The sequence below is a fragment of the Pedobacter sp. NO84 genome, from assembly GCF_059703915.1.
This window is the reverse complement of the sequence record NZ_AP046575.1, coordinates 3,373,726-3,392,959: the sequence shown is the minus strand read 5'-3', so window position 1 is coordinate 3,392,959 and position 19,234 is coordinate 3,373,726. Positions and strand designations below refer to the sequence as shown.

Sequence of the window (19,234 nt, the reverse complement as noted above, 5' to 3'; positions counted from 1 at the left end):
GTCTTAATTTAAAATTATGTTTGAAAATAAAGAACGCACAGCAATATCAGAATTAGGAGAATTTGGATTAATTAAACATTTAACCACTAATTTTAAAATTAAGCACGAGACCAGTATAATAGGTGTTGGCGATGATGCTGCTGTACTGGATTTTAGTGATCAGGTATTGATTTCTACCGATCTATTATTGGAAGGTATTCATTTCGATTTGGCCTATGTGCCCTTGATGCACTTGGGTTACAAGGCGGTGCAGGTAAATTTGAGCGATATTTATGCCATGAACGGGATTGCTACCCAAATCACGGTATCGATAGGGATTTCGAGTAAATTTCCGTTAGAAGCTGTTGAAGAAATTTATAAGGGGATTGAGTTGGCCTGTAATAAATTTAATATAGACCTGATAGGTGGAGACACTTCATCCAGTAAGCAGGGTCTGGTTATCAGTATTACGAGCATTGGCCATGCCGCAAGTGCTGATATCTGTTATAGAAATGGGGCCGAAGAAGGCGATCTGCTATGTGTTTCTGGTGATTTGGGTGGGGCCTATGTAGGATTGCAGATTTTAGAAAGAGAAAAACAGATCTTTTTAGAAAACCCGCAATTGCAACCCGATCTTGAAGGAAAAGATTATATCATAGAACGTCAGTTAAAACCAGAGGGAAGAAGAGATATTGTTGATCTGTTGGCCCAAATGAAGATTAAGCCAACGGCGATGATAGATGTTTCTGATGGTTTGGCCTCTGAGATTTTGCATATCTGTACACAATCTGAAAAAGGATGTACTTTGTACGAAGAAAAATTGCCCATAGATCCCATGACCTACGAAACTGCTCGTGAGCTTGGTTTGGATCCCACAGTTTGTGCATTAAATGGTGGTGAAGACTATGAGCTTCTCTTTACCATTAAACAGGCTGATTACGCTAAGCTTAAAAATGATGTGGATATTAGTATTATTGGTCATATCACCGATAAAAATTCAGGATGTAATATGATCTCTAAGTCTAATGTTGTACATGAGCTGAAGGCACAGGGGTGGAATGCTTTTAAAGGATAAAATATGAATAAAGCTCTCGCTATTATTTTCGGTATATTATCATTTGGTGCTATAAAAGAAACCTTTAGGATTGCAACATCTACTGCTCCTGATATATCCGTAAATAGAGGAGAACTTTTGCCAATGGGATTTATAATATCAATCGTTTTTATTGTATTAACAATTGTTTTTTGGAGAAGATCAACAGTAAAAAAACTTTAGTGCATCATATAAACTGGCACAGCGATCCCTTAACTTTATCAACACCCATTGATAAAGATTATAAAATGTCGCAAAATGTACGTCGGTTTTTTAAATCACATTTAGGTGATGAATTTCATTTTAATCGATCATTTATGGCCTGGATAAAAGAAAGTACCGGTAAAACCTTGGCTGAAGCTATAGAAGAATGGAATAAAAAGAAATAATGTAGCGTTTTGATATCAAGTTACGTATCGGGAACATGAAAAAAATGGGGTTTATTTTATGGTTTTTAATCTTTGGTTTAGGGTCTTGCAAAGAAAATGATGTTATTGATGACCCCCAAGAAGACTGCATATCCTGTCAAATAGCTTCTCTTAATCAGGCAGATGCGGATAAATATTTGGTTGATAAGCTTAAAGAAATCCAAAACCTCTCCACTAGTGTGCCATGCAATGATGCAACAGAATGGTTAATTACACCAATTGGAGCTAAAGCTTGTGGCGGACCCACCGGTTTTATCGCCTATTCTACAACAATAGATAAGGTAGCATTCTTAAAAAAAGTTGCTGATTATACCCAAGCACAAAATGAATATAACAAAAAATGGCATGTCATTTCAGATTGTTCTGTACCCATTGCGCCAACAAAAGTCTTATGTCAGGACGGAAAACCAAAACTCACTAATTAATTTTGCTTTTTAAATCAATACACTTAAATTAGGGTAATGATTAACCAAAGTAAACAGCAGCAAGATCACAAACCCCAATTTAGTGGGAGATTGCTTATGGTAAGTATTCTGTTTTTCATACCTTCTGCTATCTTGGTTTATTCTACGTTTTTTTTGCACAATGGCGTATTTGTAGAATCACAGCTTGCTGGATATATCTTTTTCATAACCTTTGCGTTTATCTATATTGGGATAATCAAGGCTATTACTTGGATTTTATCCCGTTTTGGCATCATAATTAGATAAGTTTTCTTTGTTCCTACCCTACTCCTCTTCCAAAAACTTAGAATCAATCTGTTTGTTGGATTTTGTTTTTGCACCTAGTTTTTTGATCTTTTCTACTTTTCCGATCAGATTACCATTACCAAACTGTAATTTTTTAAAAGCATCATCATGTGCTTTTTGAGAAAGGTCAAGATGCTTTCCAATTTTTTCCATATCCTCTAAAAAACCAACAAATTTGTCGTACAGCGCCCCCGCCTCTTCGGCAATTTCGAATACGTTTTTATTCTGTCGGTCTACCTTCCAGATACTGGCAATAGTACGTAGGGTTGCTAACAAGGTTGTAGGACTAACAATCACCACTTTCCTGTCCCATGCATAATTAAAAAGTTCTGTATCGGCCTGTACGGTTACACTAAAAGAAGACTCGATGGGCATAAAAAGCAATACAAAATCTGGAGAATTAATTTGGTACAGGTTTTGGTAATTTTTGCCCGCTAACCCGTCGATGTGGTTTTTAACAGAAAGCAAGTGTTGCTTTAGATTTATTATTTTTTCTTCATCAGCTTCTGCGCTCATCATCCTTTCATAGGCAATCAATGAAATTTTTGCATCCACTATCAGGTGTTTTTCATCAGGAAGGTCAATTACTACGTCTGGCTGTAATCTATTGCCTTCAGCGCTATTTAAACTTGCCTGGATGCGATATTCCCGGTCTTTAACCAGCCCAGATCTTTCCAACACTCTTTCCAGTATCACTTCACCCCAATTTCCCTGTTTTTTATTATCTCCTTTTAATGCCTTTGTTAGATTGTTAGCATCAATTTGGATCTGCTTGCTTTGATCCATCAATTGAAATATCACGCCTTTTAATTGGCTTCTTTCCAATGCTTCGTCCTTATAGGCTTTATCTACTTTTTCTTCAAAAGATTTGATATTTGCTTTGAGCGGAGTTAAGATCTGATCAAGATTGGTCTGGTTTTGGGCCGTAAACTTTGCTGATTTTTCATCCAGAATTTTGTTGGCAATAAGCGAAAATTCAAGTGTAAATTTTTGTTGTAGATCTTCCAGAATTTTCTGTTGCTCGTTCAGTTTTTCTCGATGGGAGGCTACTAGGGCTTCGGCCTTGATAAGATTGCTTCGCTCTGCGCCAAAACGTTCGCGAAGATCATTTAGCTCATCTTCGAGCTTTTGCTTTTCTTCTTTAAGATAGTTGAGGGTTTCATTACTTTGGTTAGCGGCGGGTTTTCGCAGCAAGAGCACCAAAAGGGCGATTAGGATAACGACCAATAAAACAACACCTGCGATTTCCATTTGCTACGAAATTTTATCAAAAATATAAATTTATACAAGCTTTATTTATGGAATTCTTTAACATTTTTTATCATTTGGAGTAAAGGGCATAAGGTATATTTGATAATCCAATTTAAAAAATGAAATATTTTATACTGTTTATGGTAATGGTTACAGCTTCCGTTCCCAAAATTTCTTTCTCTCAAAGAGAAGCCCCCATTTTTAAATTCGACAAGAGATTTATTGAGGGACTGGATAAATGGATTGTACTTCCAATGAATAAAGACAGTACATTCCTTTATGGATTTGTGTATTTGGACAATAGTGCCGGGTTAACCTTTAATCTAGAGGGATCATTTAAAATCGAGGGAAATAAGCTGGTCCCCACGAAGGATAAAAATAATATGATTAAAACCCGATTACAGCCATCCAACTTAAAGGCAGCCATTATTGACACTTCGTTATTTAAAGAACTAGAAATTGAGGAGCTTCCATGGTGGTATAAAAACTATAATCCGGATCCGAATTCGGCACAAAGACAATACCGGCTAGGCTTTGTTTTTAACGAATGGAACGAATGTGCCCTAGCCTTGCCCTATTTAGAAAGAGCAAAGGCCATTGACCCGAACCATAAGGGACTCAAAGCAGAGTTTGCTTTTGCCTACAATGCCTTAGGGCGCTTTGATAAGGCAATTGTGGTGCTAAAAGAAGCGTTAAAAGAGGCCACGGGCGATTGTTATTTGTATAAGGAACTGGTATATGCTCAAATGCACTTAGGCTTGGTTGACGATGCAAAAGCAAGTGCAATTAAAGGAATTGCAGATTGCAACAATAATGAACTTAAGGGAGAAATGGCCTTTAATATTGCTTATCAATACTTTAAAGTAAAGGATAAAGAACAGTTTCAAGCCTGGGCAACCGAAGCATCAAAATGGATTAAGCCAGATTCGGAAATGGTTAAGGCATTAACAGATTTAAAAACGAAAATTGATAATTAGAATGAAGAAAATTACGGCTCTGATTTTTGTATTAGTCGCTACAGTTAGTGTGTATGCCCAAGAGATCAATCAAACAAAAATCAGGATTGAAGTTAAGCCAATTGATCCGAAAAAGGGCTATTCTTTTGAGCTTATGAAATCAGGAAACGAAGTAAAGATCTATTATAAAAGAGTAGATAGCATTGCTAAATTTTCTTTTGCCGACAAAGATCAGGCTACGTTGAAAAGATTGATGGGCAAGAACGACCTGTATTTTGATTCATTGACCCAAGATTCTTTAGCCTATTTCCAGCACAAGGTAGACTCAATAAGAACCATTAATACCTCTTATAAAACAGACAGTGCCACTATTTATAAGAGTTCCCATCCAGCTTATTGGAAATATATAGAAACCCTATTGCAAATACCAAATTCTACTTTAGAGGCCAAAAGGACGGAAAATCCAAGTATAGATCAGACCTTTTCGTTTTTTACCTTTGTTCAAAATAATCAGGAAAGGCAGTTATTTATAGATTCTTTGGACCCAACTAATTATCCGCTTTTAACAAAGTTGATAAATGATACGATAGAGGTGATGAAGGCATTTAAGCAGATCAAGGATATAAAGCATTGATATTATAATTCAGTGCGAAGAGGTATTGGATAAATACTTTTATGGTTTACAAGGATTGTAGTACCATCTCTCCTGCTTCTTCGCCCGTAAAACTTCCAATAGCGATCCCCATCCCATTGCATCTAACCGCAGCAAAAACATGCGGACTAACCTCCGTTATAATGGGTGCCAATTGTGGCCCAAAAGCCATGATTCCGCTCCAACCGTGTTCTATTTCGAAATCGGTATCTGGAATAATTACTTCCTTTAACAGTTTATGTAGTGCCTGTTGAACCAAATCAGTAGCGCCAAATGTTGTGGTTTGTTCTGCCTCAAAATCTAAATTTCTACCGCCCCCCAACAGGATTCGTCCGTCAATATTCCGGAAATAATAATATCCCTTATCGTAATGGAAGGTTCCCTTTATTTTTAGATTTGGGATTGGACTGGTTACAACAACCTGCCCTCTACCGGGCACAACCGCTAGATCAGGCAATAATTGATTGATAAAAGCATTGGTGGTTAACAATGCTTTTTTACAGATGAACGTTCCTTGATCGGTTTCTATAATTACTCCCGAGCCTTCTTGATGGAGCTTTTGGACCGAACATGTATTTAAAATTTGAATCCCCAACGCTGTACAGGCTGCGATTAAGGCTTTCATCATTAAACCGGGATCAAGTTGTGCCTCAAATTTATTTTCTATCAGCACATTGACATTGCTAAGACCAAAGGAACTAATCTTCGCATTCGCTTCCTTAAAAGCAGTCTTATCTAGTACAATATCATCAATTAACTGGTTAAAATGGCTCAATTTTGATACACATTCTTGTGCCAGTTGATGTTGTTCTGGTTTAAATAACTCATATCCACCAAGGTTTTTAAAATCAATTTTATCTTCTCCCAAGAGGCTCCGCAGCTTTAAAAGCCCCCTCCAGCGTTTGCTGATTAATTGATGCAATCCATCGGTTCCTGTTGATTTTTCTTGCTCTATCAGTTCGGAGATGCTGCCAAAACAGGCAAATCCAGCGTTTTTTGTGCTTGCGCTACTTGGTAAAAAACCCCGTTCTAACACCAATACGTTAACTTTTGGTTGTGCTTTTTTAATCGAGAGCGCTGCATTTAAGCCAACAATACCACTACCCACAATAACCACGTCTGCAGTAAAAAAATTCTTCTTCTCCCAGTATGACAAATTAGAAATCATATTTAAATGTATTGTAATTTTTTGAGGTGCCTAAAATAAGGGAACACTTTTTGATTAAATAAAAGTGAAAAACATACTAAGCGATATGGGAACTTACTTAATTTTAATTATCCCCGTGCTGCTGTTGAGCATGTTTGTGCAGTGGCGATTTAGAAATAAATTCTCAAAATATGCAGAAATGCAGCTCAACTCGGGCTTGTCGGGAAAAGAAGTAGCAGAAAAAATGCTACAAGACAATGGCATCTACAATGTAAATGTACTGAGCTTGGAGGGACAACTTACGGATCATTATAATCCTTCAACACATACGGTTAACTTAAGCACCGATGTGTATTATGGGCGGAGCGTAGCTGCGGCTGCCGTTGCTGCGCATGAATGTGGCCATGCAGTACAACACGCGAAATCTTATGCATGGTTAAACTTAAGGTCGAGCATGGTGCCGGTGGTAAGCATTTCGAGCAATTTATTGCAATGGGTGCTGCTGATAGGAGTAATAATGATTGGCTTCACAGGAAATCCTGCGGTATTGGCCGTGGGCGTTGCCGGACTAGCACTGGTTACTATTTTTAGTGTAATAACATTACCGGTAGAATTTGATGCCAGCAGACGAGCATTGATCTGGTTAAAAAATAACAGAAACGTAATGTACAGTGATGAGGAAAATGTACAGGCAAAAGACGCGCTTTGGTGGGCCGCAATGACATACGTTGTAGCAGCATTGGGCGCATTGGCAAATTTACTCTATTATGCTTCCATGCTTTTTGGAAGAAATAGGGATTAATTATCACAAAGTGATGCCTTTAGCAATAATTGTGATGAACTTCAGCTAATTTAAGATTAAATCTTGTATAGTTATTTCTTAGCTACGCTATCTGCCAAAATGATTGTTTTGTCTATTTCTTTTATATGCCCTATTATAGGTTTATTCGTGGGCCTATCCTTAAGTTGATACTTTTTGATGATTGGAAGTGTTTTTGAGATTTTTAAAAATATATGCAAATCATTTAAATTAGCGTTTTTACTATCAATCTGTTTAAGCAAAGTTGTATCAGGGGCTATGGAAGCTTTGTATTGTGATTGGCTTTTCTCTATCATTACCCGCAGCCGGTTTTTAAGAACAGAATCTGTTAACTGTTCAATCATATCATTAGCGTTTTTATAATAGGAATTATTTTTATCGTTAAAATGATTAAATGCCTGTAACGAGTCGCTTTCGCTATCAGAAAGCCGACTAATTTTTTCTTCTAGCTCATTTAGTGCGGGTGTTTTTTTTGCCAGCTCAGCATACAGTACATTTACCAAATTATCATTACCACGCTTATAGCTGCTAAAATCAACCTCAGAATTTTTATCCTGTAATGCCTTTGGTGTATCTGGATTATTTTCGGAACTAGAACAAGAAGTTACGATTAGAATGATGAGGGCGAGATGAATATATTTTGCTTTCATGACAAAGTTTTATTCTTAAATATAATAAGAAAATCTTTGTAAGCACTTGCTCTTTGGCAAGAATTAATTCAATTTATAAGGAACAATCAACTGGAATTCTGGGATGTCAACGTTGAAAGGGGTATCATCAACCATTCTACTCATCGTATAATGGCCTTTCATGCTGCCGATATCTGTTTTAAGGTTACACCCAGAAACATAAGAGTAGCTTTTTCCAGGCTCAATAACTGGCTGAACACCCACCACACCTTCTCCTTCTACCTCTCTTAACGAGCCGTTCGAATCGAAAATAAACCATTGTCTGCGCATTAATTGAATAGCATAATCAGACAGATTTTCTATTTCTATGCGGTAAGCGAACATAAAATGCTCATTAGCGGGATTAGAATGCTCGTCTTGGTAAATGGTTTCTACCGAAATTTTTACACCTTGTGTTATAGCTGTAACCATTTGTTAAATTTATAAATTGCTTTTCAATAATCAAGCCATTTCAGAAAAAGGCATAACATGCTCGTATTTTTCTGCCACTTCGTCTAATATCTGATGGATGGTTTCAATATTTTCTTCCTTTACCAATAGCATTCTATAAGGTTTAAAATCAGGTAATCCTTTAAAATAATTGGCATAATGCCTTCTCATTTCGAAAACACCCACTTTTGGGCCTTTCCATTCGATTGATTTATCGAAATGGGTTCTACACGCCACTATTCTTTCATCTAACGTAGGACCAGGCAAGATTTCACCTGTTTTAAAGAAATGTTTAACTTCCCTAAAAATCCACGGGTAACCTATCGCGGCCCGCCCAATCATAATCCCGTCCACTTCATATTCCATCCGCCACGCGGCAGCTTTTTGTGGGCTATCTACATCGCCATTGCCAAAAATCGGGATTTTGATACGTGGGTTACGCTTGATCTCCCTGATCAATGTCCAATCGGCGTCACCTTTGTACAATTGTGCTCGGGTTCGTCCGTGAATAGTTAATGCTTGAATTCCTATATCCTGTAATCGCTCTGCTACTTCAGCAACGTTTTTTGTGTTATCATCCCAGCCTAAACGGGTTTTTACAGTAACGGGTAAATGAGTCGCTTTTACAACAGCATCTGTCATTTTTACCATTTTGTCTATATCCTGCAACAAACTTGCACCCGCCCCCCTGCAAGCAACATTTTTAACGGGGCAACCATAGTTGATATCCATAATGTCTGGCCCGGCTAGTGTTGCAATTTCTGTAGCCTCACGCATGCTTTCGATATCGCTTCCAAATATTTGAATACCAATAGGTCTTTCATACTCGAAAATATCCAGTTTTTGCCTGCTTTTTGCAGCAGACCGGATCAATCCTTCAGACGAAATAAATTCTGTGTACATCAAATCGGCCCCGCCCTGTTTGCACACGTAACGGAAGGGTGGATCGCTTACATCTTCCATTGGCGCCAACAATAAAGGGAACTCTCCCAAATCTATATTTCCTATCTTTACAGACATTTCTTTATCTTCAAAAACCTAATTAATTTTACAAAGTTACGAAAATTCAAAATAATGCAGTTCATCCCCACAACAAGAGAAGAAAATCATCCTTTTCTGCAACTTTTAATATTAACCACTGGAGCAATGGTTGGGGTTTTTGTTTTCGTTCTAATTGGTTTCGGAATATGCATAGCTATTTACGGATTTGACATAATGAGTAACACGGAGTGGGTAACAGGGAAAGATTTAAGGTATGTAGCCGCGTTAAAAATTTTGGTTACAGCACAACAATTTGGCCTATTTCTTTTTCCAGCGTTAATTTTATGTGTTTTTGAAAGAAAAAAACCTCAACAATTTTATGGGATTAAAACCCCTCAGGTACACGTATTGCTTGTTGTATTTTTGCTAATGCTCTGCTCAACCCCATTATTGGGCCTAGTAAATGAGTGGAATATGAACCTGCATCTGCCAAAATCTTTAAAAAGTATTGAAAGCTGGATGAGAAAGATGGAGGATGATGGAGCCACAACCACAAAGGCAATTCTAGCCGGAAAATCTATTTCTGCCTTAGCCATCAACCTTGCAGTGGTTGCCCTGGTTCCGGCAATTTGCGAAGAACTGATCTTTAGAGGGGGATTACAGAGAACGCTTATAAGGTGGATAAAAAATCCTCATGTTGCCATTTGGGTAGCCGCAATAATATTTAGCACCATACACTTTCAATTTTTTGGTTTTTTCCCAAGATTATTATTGGGAGCCGCATTTGGCTATATCTATTATTGGACCAACAATATTTGGTATACTGTTTTTGCACACTTTTTAAACAATGCCTATGCTGTGGCAGTAATGTGGTACTTTCAAAAAAACAACATGAACATTGATAAAATAGATGAAACGAACATTGCATGGTATGGCTATATAATTAGTGGGATTTTAACTTTAGCTTTGTTTACGCTTTTGCGAAGCAGCACAAAAAATAAAATAGACGATAGCCAGCCTACTTAAAAAAAGATGCATTTACCTAACCACAAAGGCACGAAGAACACAAAGATGCTACTTAAGCCTACTGCTTTGTATATCCAATCTCAATACGGCTCTCACATCTCATATCTCACATCTCTTCTCTAATGAAAATCCGTGCCATAACCGCCTTCTTTTTTACTATCGTGATGTTAGGGTCTATTTTTTTGGGGCCTTATACTTTTACGGGATTTTATCTCTTGTTAAGCATTGTTTCACTATTAGAGTTCTATAAATTAACCAGAATCGGGGGCATCAGGCCTCACAGAAATGTTGGTGCGATTGCTGCGGCGATAATATTTTTGATTACAGCCAGCTATCATTTTTTTAAGTTTGAAGATAAATACCTCTTATTGATTATTCCGGTAATTTTTTCGGTTTTCATCTCTGAGCTCTATAAAAAAGAAAAGATCCCATTCGCTAACATTTCGTATACGTTTGTGGGATTTGTGTATGTTACTATTCCCTTTTGTTTTTTTTATTCTTTAGGGTATTTAGCTGATTTTAACACGTATGATTTTCATCTTCCTTTAGCGTTTTTATTAATGCTTTGGGCAAGTGATACCGGCGCCTATCTGTTTGGGATGAACTTTGGTAAGCATCGATTATTTGAGCGCCATTCTCCCAAAAAATCATGGGAAGGCTTTTTTGGAGGGATGGCAACCAGCATTTTGGTTTCTTATCTAATTTCTTTACTATTTAAAGAAATGAGCCCTCTTGTTTGGGGCGGAATGGCAGTATTGATCGTATGCTTCGGCACCCTTGGAGACCTGGTAGAATCGATGTTAAAAAGAAGTTTGGACGCCAAGGATTCGGGCAGCTTTTTACCGGGACACGGAGGGTTCCTAGACCGTTTTGATGGCTTGTTAATCGCAGCGCCTATAGTTTACGTTTACTTGTATCTGATCCTGTATTAATCTCCAAATTCCATAAAGGGGACTTGCCCTTATCGTTCCTGTAATATAGTTTATGCATGCCCCCTTCAGGGGGTTGCGGGTCTGTAACAAAATTACAACAGCGGCATATCTGCTACGTTTCTTTCTATATTTGGTTTAAACTAAACTCATTTCCATGATTAAACGTTACCAATCCCTTTTGGTGCTTTCGCTGCTTTTTTGGTTTCAAACAGCGATAGCACAACAGATTCCTACGCCAAAAGAACACTTTGGCTTTGCGATCGGCGATGATTATCAGCTTGCAAATTACACGCAAACAGAAGCCTATTTTAAAAAACTTGCCGAAACTTCTAACAGGGTTAAATTGGTTGATATTGGTAAAACCGAAGAAGGGAGAAGCCAGTACATGATGATCATCACCTCGCCAGAAAACCATAAAAATTTGGCCAGATACAAAGAGATTTCGCAAAAATTGGCACATGCCGAAGGACTAACCACCGAACAGGCAAAAGCTTTGGCCGCCGAAGGAAAAGCGGTGGTTTGGATAGATGGCGGCCTCCATGCCAATGAAGTTGTTGGGGCACATCAGCTTATTCAAATGGCCTATAACCTTGCTAGTAGCACAGATCCTGAAACCACGAAAATATTAGACAAGGTGATCGTATTAATGACGCATGCTAATCCTGATGGTCAAGAACTGGTAAGCAACTGGTATATGCGAGAAAAAGACCCTAAAAAAAGGAGTTTAAATGGTATCCCACGATTATATGAAAAATATGCGGGGCATGATAATAATAGGGATTTCTTTATGCTTAACCTTAAGGAGACCCAAAATATAGGCCGACAATTATTTGTAGAATGGCTTCCGCAGATCATGTACAACCATCATCAGGCTGGGCCCGCAGGCACCGTGGTGGCTGGCCCTCCTTATCGCGACCCTTACAATTATGTTTTTGACCCTATCATTTTAACAAGCCTCGATGCTGTTGGAGCCGCAATGCACAACCGCATGAATGTTGAGTCTAAACCCGGCTACACCCAGCGTGGAGGATCCGTTTATTCTACTTGGTACAACGGCGGATTGCGCACCACCACCTATTTTCATAATATGATAGGGTTGTTAACAGAAATAATTGGCGGACCAACACCTACAGATATCCCCTTGGTACCATCGCGTTTATTGCCAAATGGCGATTCCCCAAACCCGATCTTACCACAGAAATGGTATTTCAAAAATGCAATAGATTACTCGGTTTCATTAAATTATGCCGTGTTAAATTATGCACAGCGTTATAGTGATGAACTGTTGTTTAATATCTACCAAATGGGTAAAAATTCTATTAATAAGGGTGGCAAAGATACCTGGTCTTTTTCTCCTAAAAAGATAGATGCGATTAACGATGCCTATCAAAAAGATAGGAGCACCACTACCGCTACAAATAGATTTGGAGGAGGTTCTATGCCGCTCAAATATTTGGACACAGTAATGAAAGCACCAACAAACAGAGATGCCCGTGGATATATTTTGCCGGCAGATCAGCCCGATTTTACCACCGCCATCCGTTTTTTAAATGCCCTGATCAGAACTGGGATCTCAGTACAAAAAGCAACAGCAGCTTTTAATGTTGAAGGGAAGAATTATCCCGCAGGAAGTTATATTGTAAAAACAGACCAGGCATTCAGGCCCCATGTTTTGGATATGTTTGAGCCGCAAGACCACCCCAATGATTTTAAATATGAAGGTGGGCCTCCAATAGCGCCCTATGATGCGGCCGGGTGGACGTTGGCCTACCTAATGAACGTCAAATTTGATCGAATTTTAAATTCATTTTCTGGACCCTTTGAAAAACTTCCCTATGGCGAATTATTAAACGCCACGCCTAAACCTCTTCCATCGGGCGGGGGATATGCATTAAGCGCAGCAGCAAATGAAAGCTACCTAGCCGTAAACGAATTGTTAAAAGGTGGAGCAGAAGTTTACCGGAATACTGCTGATGGGTCTTTTTATGTTCCTGCCTCAGCAAAAGCAAAAACTATTCTCAATAAAGCAGAGCATGGCTTTGGGATGAGGATCACAGTAGCCCAAAAACCAGCCAAAGCTATTAAGATGGCACCATCAAGAATTGCACTTTGGGATGTTTACGGAGGTTCGATGGATTCGGGATGGATCCGGTTTATCATGGAGCAATACCATTTTGATGCCACTGTAATTTATGCTCCAGATATTGACGCAGGAAACCTAAAAAGCAAGTATGATGTTATCGTGTTTGTAGGGGGATCTATTCCTGCTTTTAGCGCCAGCCCAACACAAGCAGGCAATAGAGGAGGGTTCGGTACGCCCGCTTTAGAAACCATTCCTGAAGAATACAGGGCAAGGGTGGGAAGAACGAGCCAGGATAAATCAATCCCACAATTAAAACAATTTTTGGAAGAAGGTGGCGATATCGTAGCTATTGGCAGTGCAACAAATCTAGCCGCACATTTAAATTTACCGGTACGCAATGCGATAGTAGAAATGGTTGGCGGTGCCGAAAAGCGATTACCCGCCGAAAAATATTATGTACCGGGAAGTGTATTAAATGTTGCGGTTGATAAGGGCCAACCCGCCAATTGGGGCATGGACAGCACGGCTGATGTCTACTTTGATAATAGCCCTGTCTTTAAGCTAAGCGCAGATGCTGTATCTAGTGGTAAAATAAAACCATTGGCCTGGTTTGCAACCGCAACACCATTAAGAAGTGGTTGGGCCTGGGGGCAGAGCTACTTACAAGATGGCGTTGTTGCTTTCGAGGCTGATTACGGGAAAGGAAAATTATTCGCCTTTGGCCCAGAAATTACCTTCAGGGCACAAACCCACGGCACCTTTAAATGGATGTTTAACCAATTGTATAAGTAATCCAACCCCATCAAATATTAAAAGCCAAGTCTATAAAATGATTTGGCTTTTCTTTTAAAACTATCTTTGGGGCGTTTTAGCTTGAAACATCATCTATCCGGAATCAAGGGATTTATTTTAGAGTTGAGCTGATGTGTGCTAAATGGTGTTTTCCATGCCATGCGTAATTTCCCAGCAAATAGCCCATTGTATATTCCTTTTCGGTTTCGGGATGGATGTAGGTGCGGGCAAACTTATCAGGGTATAAATTAGTTAAAAGAAAGACCAATCGCTCGTGTATTGCTTTTAAAATGGCAATAGAAAATGAAATATCACCATTTTTTCCATCTGGAAGCTCGGCCCATCTATCCTCATGGTAAGGCCTTATCATGGGCTTTTCTTCGGTTAGTGTTAAATGGAAACGGGTATATGCATTAATATGGCTATCGGCCAAATGATGTACAACCTGCCTAACATTCCAGCCGTCTGGTCGATAAGCAATTGCCAATGCGTGATCATCCAGCCCATCGGTAATAGCGGCTATCTGTTCAGGGAGTTTCGCTAAATCCTCAATCCATACGGATATAAGTTCTGAGGTAATCTCTTTTGGAGGAGCATATCTTCCTATAGGATATTTTAATTCTTCCAGTTCGCTCATATTATAAGTTTGTTTAACCGCTTTACGCTCCACGCTATTACATTATTCTCTTCAGTAATTTCAGTATCCATTTCTTGTCAAAATAAGGAGGATAGATTAAACCTGTAAAATTTATTTTTCGTTGAAAAACAACGGCTCTTTCGTGTGAAAAACTTTTAAAACCATAAACGCCATGGCTACTTCCCATCCCGCTTCCGTTTACACCCCCAAAAGGCAGCTTTGGATTAGAAATATGGATCAGTACATCATTTACACAGGTTCCTCCCGCACTGGTGTTCTTGATCAAATTTCTAATGTTTTTTCGGTCGTTACTAAAAATATACAAGGCCAATGCCTTGCTCCTCGAATTAACCTCATCAATAACCTCGGTCAAATCTGTATAGGTTATTAGGGGTAATATAGGGCCAAAGATTTCTTCTTCCATTACTTTAGCACCCTTTGGCACATTGCTTAATACCACAGGATGAACAGTTTGGCTGTGCTCGTCAAAAGTACCCCCATAATTTAATGTTGCACCTTTTTCTACCGCTTCGTTCACCAAGTTTTTTAATCGCATAAAGTGTTTGGGGCTAACGATTTTCCCATAACCTTCCTCGTCTATTTTTTGATCTTTTTTGAAGAACATTTTTGTCGTAGCAATTTTATACTGATCAATAAATTCCTCAAGCTGTTCTTCGTGTATAAAAACATGATCTGGGGCAATACATGTTTGGCCGCTATTCACAAGTTTGCCCCAGGCAATTTTTGTTGCCACCTTGCTCAAATCTACTCCTTGATCTATAATTGTTGGCGATTTGCCCCCAAGCTCTAAAGTTACCGAAGAAAGGTTTAAGGCCGCGGCCTGCATTACCACTTTTCCTATTTCTGTACTTCCTGTAAAAAAAATATGATCAAAGGGTAAGCTCAACAGCTGTTTTGCTAGAGTTGCTCCACCTTCAAAACACGCAGCTTCATGCTCTTCAAAAGCTTCTGCAATAATTTTATTTATAATCCCACTTGTTGCGCCACTTATTTCAGACGGCTTGATAATCACGCAATTCCCTGCTGCTATGGCCGAAATCAAGGGACTCATGGTTAATTGAAACGGATAATTCCATGGTGCAATAATTAAACACACACCTTTTGGCTCGTAGTAAAGTCTGTTCTTTGTAAATGGGCTGCTAGTCGTTTTTCCAATTCGTTTAGGAGCTACCCAATCACTCAAATTTTTGATGGCGAAATCAAGTTCGCCATAAACAAAAAAGAGTTCGGTTACCGCTGTTTCAAAAGAGCTCTTTCTGAGGTCTGCTTGGAGAGCAATATAAATTTGGGTTTCATATTTTTCGATAGCATCCCTTAATGCTCTTAACTTAACTATTCTTTGGGCCGCATTACTTTTTCTAAGCGTATATTTGTAAGCTTGTTGTGCTTTAAATACAAGCTGAATTTTTTGTGCCATGTAATTGAACTATATAGGGTTGTAATTGTTAAATATAGTTAAATGAAAAGGAAATTTATTAAAACCAAATCCATTTGAAGCATATTGCGTATATAAAAGTAAAATTTATAAATATGAAGAAGCAATTATTTTTTGTTTTGATTTTGAGTACCCTTTTTGTGTCGGTAAAAGCCCAAACTTCTAGACCAGACGTACTGGTAATAGGAAATGGAAATGCGGCTTTTGGGGCAGCGTTGCAATCGGCAATTTCAGGCGTAAAAACTACCATATTATTGCAGGCGGGAGGCTTTGATATTACCCCATTAAATGAAGAAATAAACTCAGGGATACAAGCAGATTTTATAAAAAAATACCGGAACAGTTTACCCACTAGCGACAGTACAAAAGCTATTATTTTAGACAAGCAAAAAGCTAACAGTGTATTGAGCACTTGGACAGACAGTATTAAAAACTTAACCATTATAAAAAACGTAATGTGGGTTAGTGCAGATCGTTCTGGAAATAATTGGAGTTTTAAATTAAATAATGGGAGTACAATTAGGCCAAAGGTTTTGATTAATCCCGGAGACACCAAGCTCAACGCGGCATTAAAGATAACTGGTGCCACAGCTAAAAACTGGACCACGCTCAACTATAATTCAACAATCTACAGAACTAGTGTTGCAGCGGGTAAAAACAGTATGGGGGCCACCCAGACCATATTTTCAATGTATCAGTTTTTTATTCCGTTTCAAGAAAACCTAATCTGGATCAGTGATGATGAAAGCATGCTACTAGGTCAGGCTGCAGGCGCTACGGCTGCCTATGCCGCATTCTTTAACACAAAAACATCACTTTCCAATCTAAGAAAGATCCAAGGAGAACTTATCCACTATAAATTAAACTTATTGCCATTGACTGATGTAGCCGTTACTGATACCACTTGGAGAGCCATTCAGCAGCTAGCAATAACAGGAATTTTAAAAGCAGAGGTAGAAGGTAAAACAGTTAAATTTTCTCCAGAAAAACTGGTTACAACAGACGAGATCAAAGAGCCCATTAAGGAATACTATTATAAAGCCCAAATTTGGTTTGATGATTATAAAAATCCAGTAATGACGATAGGCTCAACACTAGATATGATCTCTTACGTAGGCAATAAATCTCTAGAAACCATTAAAAAGGAAATAGACAAAAATTGGAAAACAAGCTATCAATTTAAAACATCCTTTGATCTAAACAGGCAAATCAATAGGCGCGAGTTTGCGGTCCTGTTGCAAGATTATATGCCTCCATTTAACGTTAATATCAACGAAAATGGGAAAGTTGTTCGTTAGAGTGGCTTTTAGTCGATAGATTTTGTGAGGATGGGTCTTGAATTTCAAGACCCTTCTTACTTACCCCAAATGGCGCTCTATCTATTAGTTACCTTTCGGCAAAAATGTAACAATTATAAAACTTCATTCTCGTGAAGGTTAATGCAGCTCTTTTTTCTATAAATTGCATGCATAACCAAACAACTAATGAAAAAACTATACCTTTTTAATGTGTTTTTTCTGCTCTTTCTATGCGTTGCAACAGCGCAGAACCAACAAGACTATAGCAGTAACACAACACTCGCTCAACGTGTAAGAGCACTTAGCGTTAAGTATCCCCAGTGGGTAAAGACAAAATCCATAACCCAAACTACAGCGGGTAATGAAATTTGGATGATAACAATAGGCACAGATAATACCACACAAAAACCTGCTATTGCTGTAGTGGGTGGTGTTGAAGGTAAACATCTCTTAGGCGTAGAAATGGCTATTGGTTTTGCCGAAAAATTAATGGCATTAACAACCGTGGATAGTGTAAAAAGCCTGCTCAATAAGCACACTTTTTATGTTTTCCCAAATATGAGCCCAGATGCAACCGAAAACTATTTTGCAAAGATAAAATCAGAACGAAGTGGAAATGCAACCAAAACCGACGATGATCGAGATGGCAAGATTAACGAGGACGATGTTGATGATTTAGATGGAAATGGGAAAATCACATGGATGCGGATTATGGATCCAACAGGGAAATATAAGCTAAACACCGATGATCCACGCTCCTTGTTGCTGGCAGACGCCGCTAAAGGCGAAACAGGAAAATATATCCTCCTTCCAGAAGGCATAGATAACGATAAGGATGGGGCATTTAATGAAGATGGTCCAGGTGGGGTTGATTTTAACAAAAACGCCAGCTATAACTATAAAAATTTTATCCCCGGAGCAGGAGAATATGCGGTATCAGAAAAAGAGAACAGGGCGCTTTTCGATTTCCTTTTCGACGCATTTAATGTGTATGCCGTAGTTACCTTCGGGCCAAAGAACAACCTGTCTACTCCCGTTACATTTAATCCCACAGCAATTTCTAAGCGTGTAATTACGGGATGGTTTGATACTGATGCAAAGGCCAATGCCCTCGTTTCGGAACGCTACAATAAAATAACAAAAACAAAAGACGCGCCTAAAACGCAAGCAGAAAGTGGTGATTTTTCTCAATGGGCCTATTTTCATTACGGGCGTTTAAGTTTTAGTACGCCTGGGTGGTGGGTGCCAAAAGTGCTTCCCGATTCGGCTCGCACGGAAAAGAAATTTGTAAATGACGATCAAACAGCGTCTTATTTGAGATGGGCCGCAAGCCAAGGTATAAGCAACACCTTTACCCCATGGAAAGCAGTTAATCATCCAGATTTTCCGGGCCAAACCGTTGAAGTTGGAGGAGTGGATCCATTTGTGTTGATCAACCCGCCGTATAAACTGGTTGATGGGATAGTTAATAGACATACTGATTTTGTACTCGGACTGGCGGCAATGGCGCCATCGCTAGAAATCGTAAATGTTAAAACAGAAAAAGTGGCTGACGGCCTTACCCGAATTACATTGAGCATAATAAATACCGGAGATTTACCAACCTATACCAAAATTGGTGACAGAAGCTATTTTTTAAAAAAGTTAGTGGTAAAAGTTAACACCACTACCAATCAAACCGTGGTAAGCGGAAGAAAAACCCAAGCACTAGAAGGAATCCAAGGCAAGGAATCCAAAGAATTAACATGGTTGATCAAAGGTAACGGTAAGGTAACAATTGATGCAGGAAGCCCAACTACCGGAAGCAAATCAGTAACCGTTAACTTATAAAATCAG

At 38.7% G+C, this 19,234-nt stretch carries 19 protein-coding genes; 12 read left to right on the top strand and 7 right to left on the bottom strand.

The genetic code is table 11. From position 1 onward, the window contains the following. Positions 1 to 16: 16 nt before the first annotated feature. Genes thiL through AC6H0V_RS14940 form a run of 4 tightly spaced genes read left to right on the top strand, consistent with a single transcriptional unit; the run spans position 17 to position 1,925 of the window. Positions 17 to 1,054, top strand: a complete 1,038-nt coding sequence (gene thiL / locus AC6H0V_RS14955) for a thiamine-phosphate kinase (RefSeq protein WP_497560998.1) — start codon at positions 17 to 19, stop codon at positions 1,052 to 1,054. A gap of 3 nt (positions 1,055 to 1,057) precedes the next feature. After that, positions 1,058 to 1,255, top strand: a complete 198-nt coding sequence (locus tag AC6H0V_RS14950) for a hypothetical protein (RefSeq protein WP_497560997.1) — start codon at positions 1,058 to 1,060, stop codon at positions 1,253 to 1,255. Beyond that, entirely contained in the window at positions 1,225 to 1,461 is a 237-nt protein-coding gene (locus AC6H0V_RS14945) for a DUF6434 domain-containing protein (protein WP_497560996.1), read from the top strand. Before AC6H0V_RS14950 ends, AC6H0V_RS14945 begins: the two co-directional genes overlap by 31 nt. Positions 1,462 to 1,496: 35 nt before the next feature. Further along, positions 1,497 to 1,925 carry a hypothetical protein gene (locus AC6H0V_RS14940; RefSeq protein ID WP_497560995.1) on the top strand — a complete coding sequence of 143 codons (429 nt, stop codon included), beginning with the start codon at positions 1,497 to 1,499 and terminating at the stop codon, positions 1,923 to 1,925. Positions 1,926 to 2,228: 303 nt separating this feature from the next. Here the strand turns inward: AC6H0V_RS14940 and AC6H0V_RS14935 are convergent, their stop codons facing one another. Further along, the gene (locus AC6H0V_RS14935) at positions 2,229 to 3,500 is read right to left on the bottom strand and encodes a DNA recombination protein RmuC (RefSeq protein WP_497560994.1); all 1,272 of its coding nucleotides are present in this window, start codon (positions 3,498 to 3,500) and stop codon (positions 2,229 to 2,231) included. 119 nt (positions 3,501 to 3,619) lie between these two features. On the opposite strand from AC6H0V_RS14935, the gene AC6H0V_RS14930 reads away from it, so the two are divergent. Together AC6H0V_RS14930 and AC6H0V_RS14925 are read left to right on the top strand one after the other, a co-directional pair. Beyond that, positions 3,620 to 4,477: a tetratricopeptide repeat protein gene (locus AC6H0V_RS14930; protein WP_497560993.1), complete on the top strand. Its 858-nt coding sequence runs from the start codon at positions 3,620 to 3,622 to the stop codon at positions 4,475 to 4,477. A 1-nt stretch (position 4,478) separates the two neighbouring features. Then, the gene (locus AC6H0V_RS14925; RefSeq protein ID WP_497560992.1) at positions 4,479 to 5,090 is read left to right on the top strand and encodes a hypothetical protein; all 612 of its coding nucleotides are present in this window, start codon (positions 4,479 to 4,481) and stop codon (positions 5,088 to 5,090) included. Positions 5,091 to 5,136: 46 nt separating this feature from the next. On the opposite strand, the gene AC6H0V_RS14920 is transcribed toward AC6H0V_RS14925, so the two are convergent. Then, entirely contained in the window at positions 5,137 to 6,276 is a 1,140-nt protein-coding gene (locus AC6H0V_RS14920) for an NAD(P)/FAD-dependent oxidoreductase (protein WP_497560991.1), read from the bottom strand. Between the two features lie 85 nt (positions 6,277 to 6,361). Here AC6H0V_RS14920 and AC6H0V_RS14915 point away from each other — a divergent pair, with 85 nt between their 5' ends. Next, positions 6,362 to 7,057 carry a zinc metallopeptidase gene (locus AC6H0V_RS14915; RefSeq protein WP_497563387.1) on the top strand — a complete coding sequence of 232 codons (696 nt, stop codon included), beginning with the start codon at positions 6,362 to 6,364 and terminating at the stop codon, positions 7,055 to 7,057. Positions 7,058 to 7,128: 71 nt separating this feature from the next. On the opposite strand, the gene AC6H0V_RS14910 is transcribed toward AC6H0V_RS14915, so the two are convergent. The 3 genes from AC6H0V_RS14910 to dusB form a co-directional block, all read right to left on the bottom strand. Continuing rightward, positions 7,129 to 7,725 (bottom strand): hypothetical protein, encoded by a 597-nt coding sequence (locus AC6H0V_RS14910; protein ID WP_497560990.1) that lies wholly within the window; start codon positions 7,723 to 7,725, stop codon positions 7,129 to 7,131. 63 nt (positions 7,726 to 7,788) lie between these two features. Continuing rightward, on the bottom strand, positions 7,789 to 8,175 hold the full coding sequence (gene apaG, locus AC6H0V_RS14905; protein ID WP_497560989.1) for a Co2+/Mg2+ efflux facilitator ApaG/CorD: 387 nt from the start codon (positions 8,173 to 8,175) through the stop codon (positions 7,789 to 7,791). A 30-nt stretch (positions 8,176 to 8,205) separates the two neighbouring features. Further along, positions 8,206 to 9,213 carry a tRNA dihydrouridine synthase DusB gene (dusB, locus tag AC6H0V_RS14900; RefSeq protein WP_497560988.1) on the bottom strand — a complete coding sequence of 336 codons (1,008 nt, stop codon included), beginning with the start codon at positions 9,211 to 9,213 and terminating at the stop codon, positions 8,206 to 8,208. A gap of 54 nt (positions 9,214 to 9,267) precedes the next feature. Here dusB and AC6H0V_RS14895 point away from each other — a divergent pair, with 54 nt between their 5' ends. The 3 genes from AC6H0V_RS14895 (at position 9,268) to AC6H0V_RS14885 (ending at position 14,007) form a co-directional block, all read left to right on the top strand. Further along, positions 9,268 to 10,200 carry a CPBP family glutamic-type intramembrane protease gene (locus tag AC6H0V_RS14895; RefSeq protein ID WP_497560987.1) on the top strand — a complete coding sequence of 311 codons (933 nt, stop codon included), beginning with the start codon at positions 9,268 to 9,270 and terminating at the stop codon, positions 10,198 to 10,200. A 122-nt stretch (positions 10,201 to 10,322) separates the two neighbouring features. Beyond that, positions 10,323 to 11,132, top strand: a complete 810-nt coding sequence (locus AC6H0V_RS14890; protein ID WP_497560986.1) for a phosphatidate cytidylyltransferase — start codon at positions 10,323 to 10,325, stop codon at positions 11,130 to 11,132. Between the two features lie 154 nt (positions 11,133 to 11,286). Next, complete coding sequence (locus tag AC6H0V_RS14885; RefSeq protein WP_497560985.1) at positions 11,287 to 14,007, top strand: M14 family metallopeptidase; 2,721 nt, start codon at positions 11,287 to 11,289, stop codon at positions 14,005 to 14,007. 112 nt (positions 14,008 to 14,119) lie between these two features. Here AC6H0V_RS14885 and AC6H0V_RS14880 read toward each other — a convergent pair whose 3' ends face one another. Together AC6H0V_RS14880 and AC6H0V_RS14875 are read right to left on the bottom strand one after the other, a co-directional pair. Beyond that, positions 14,120 to 14,644 (bottom strand): YfiT family bacillithiol transferase, encoded by a 525-nt coding sequence (locus AC6H0V_RS14880; RefSeq protein WP_497560984.1) that lies wholly within the window; start codon positions 14,642 to 14,644, stop codon positions 14,120 to 14,122. 37 nt (positions 14,645 to 14,681) lie between these two features. Further along, positions 14,682 to 16,082: an aldehyde dehydrogenase family protein gene (locus AC6H0V_RS14875; RefSeq protein WP_497560983.1), complete on the bottom strand. Its 1,401-nt coding sequence runs from the start codon at positions 16,080 to 16,082 to the stop codon at positions 14,682 to 14,684. A 113-nt stretch (positions 16,083 to 16,195) separates the two neighbouring features. Between AC6H0V_RS14875 and AC6H0V_RS14870 the strand changes: the two genes are divergently transcribed. Then, positions 16,196 to 17,398, top strand: a complete 1,203-nt coding sequence (locus AC6H0V_RS14870; RefSeq protein ID WP_497560982.1) for a hypothetical protein — start codon at positions 16,196 to 16,198, stop codon at positions 17,396 to 17,398. 186 nt (positions 17,399 to 17,584) lie between these two features. After that, positions 17,585 to 19,228, top strand: a complete 1,644-nt coding sequence (locus AC6H0V_RS14865; protein WP_497560981.1) for a M14 family metallopeptidase — start codon at positions 17,585 to 17,587, stop codon at positions 19,226 to 19,228. The last annotated feature ends 6 nt before the right edge of the window (positions 19,229 to 19,234 follow it).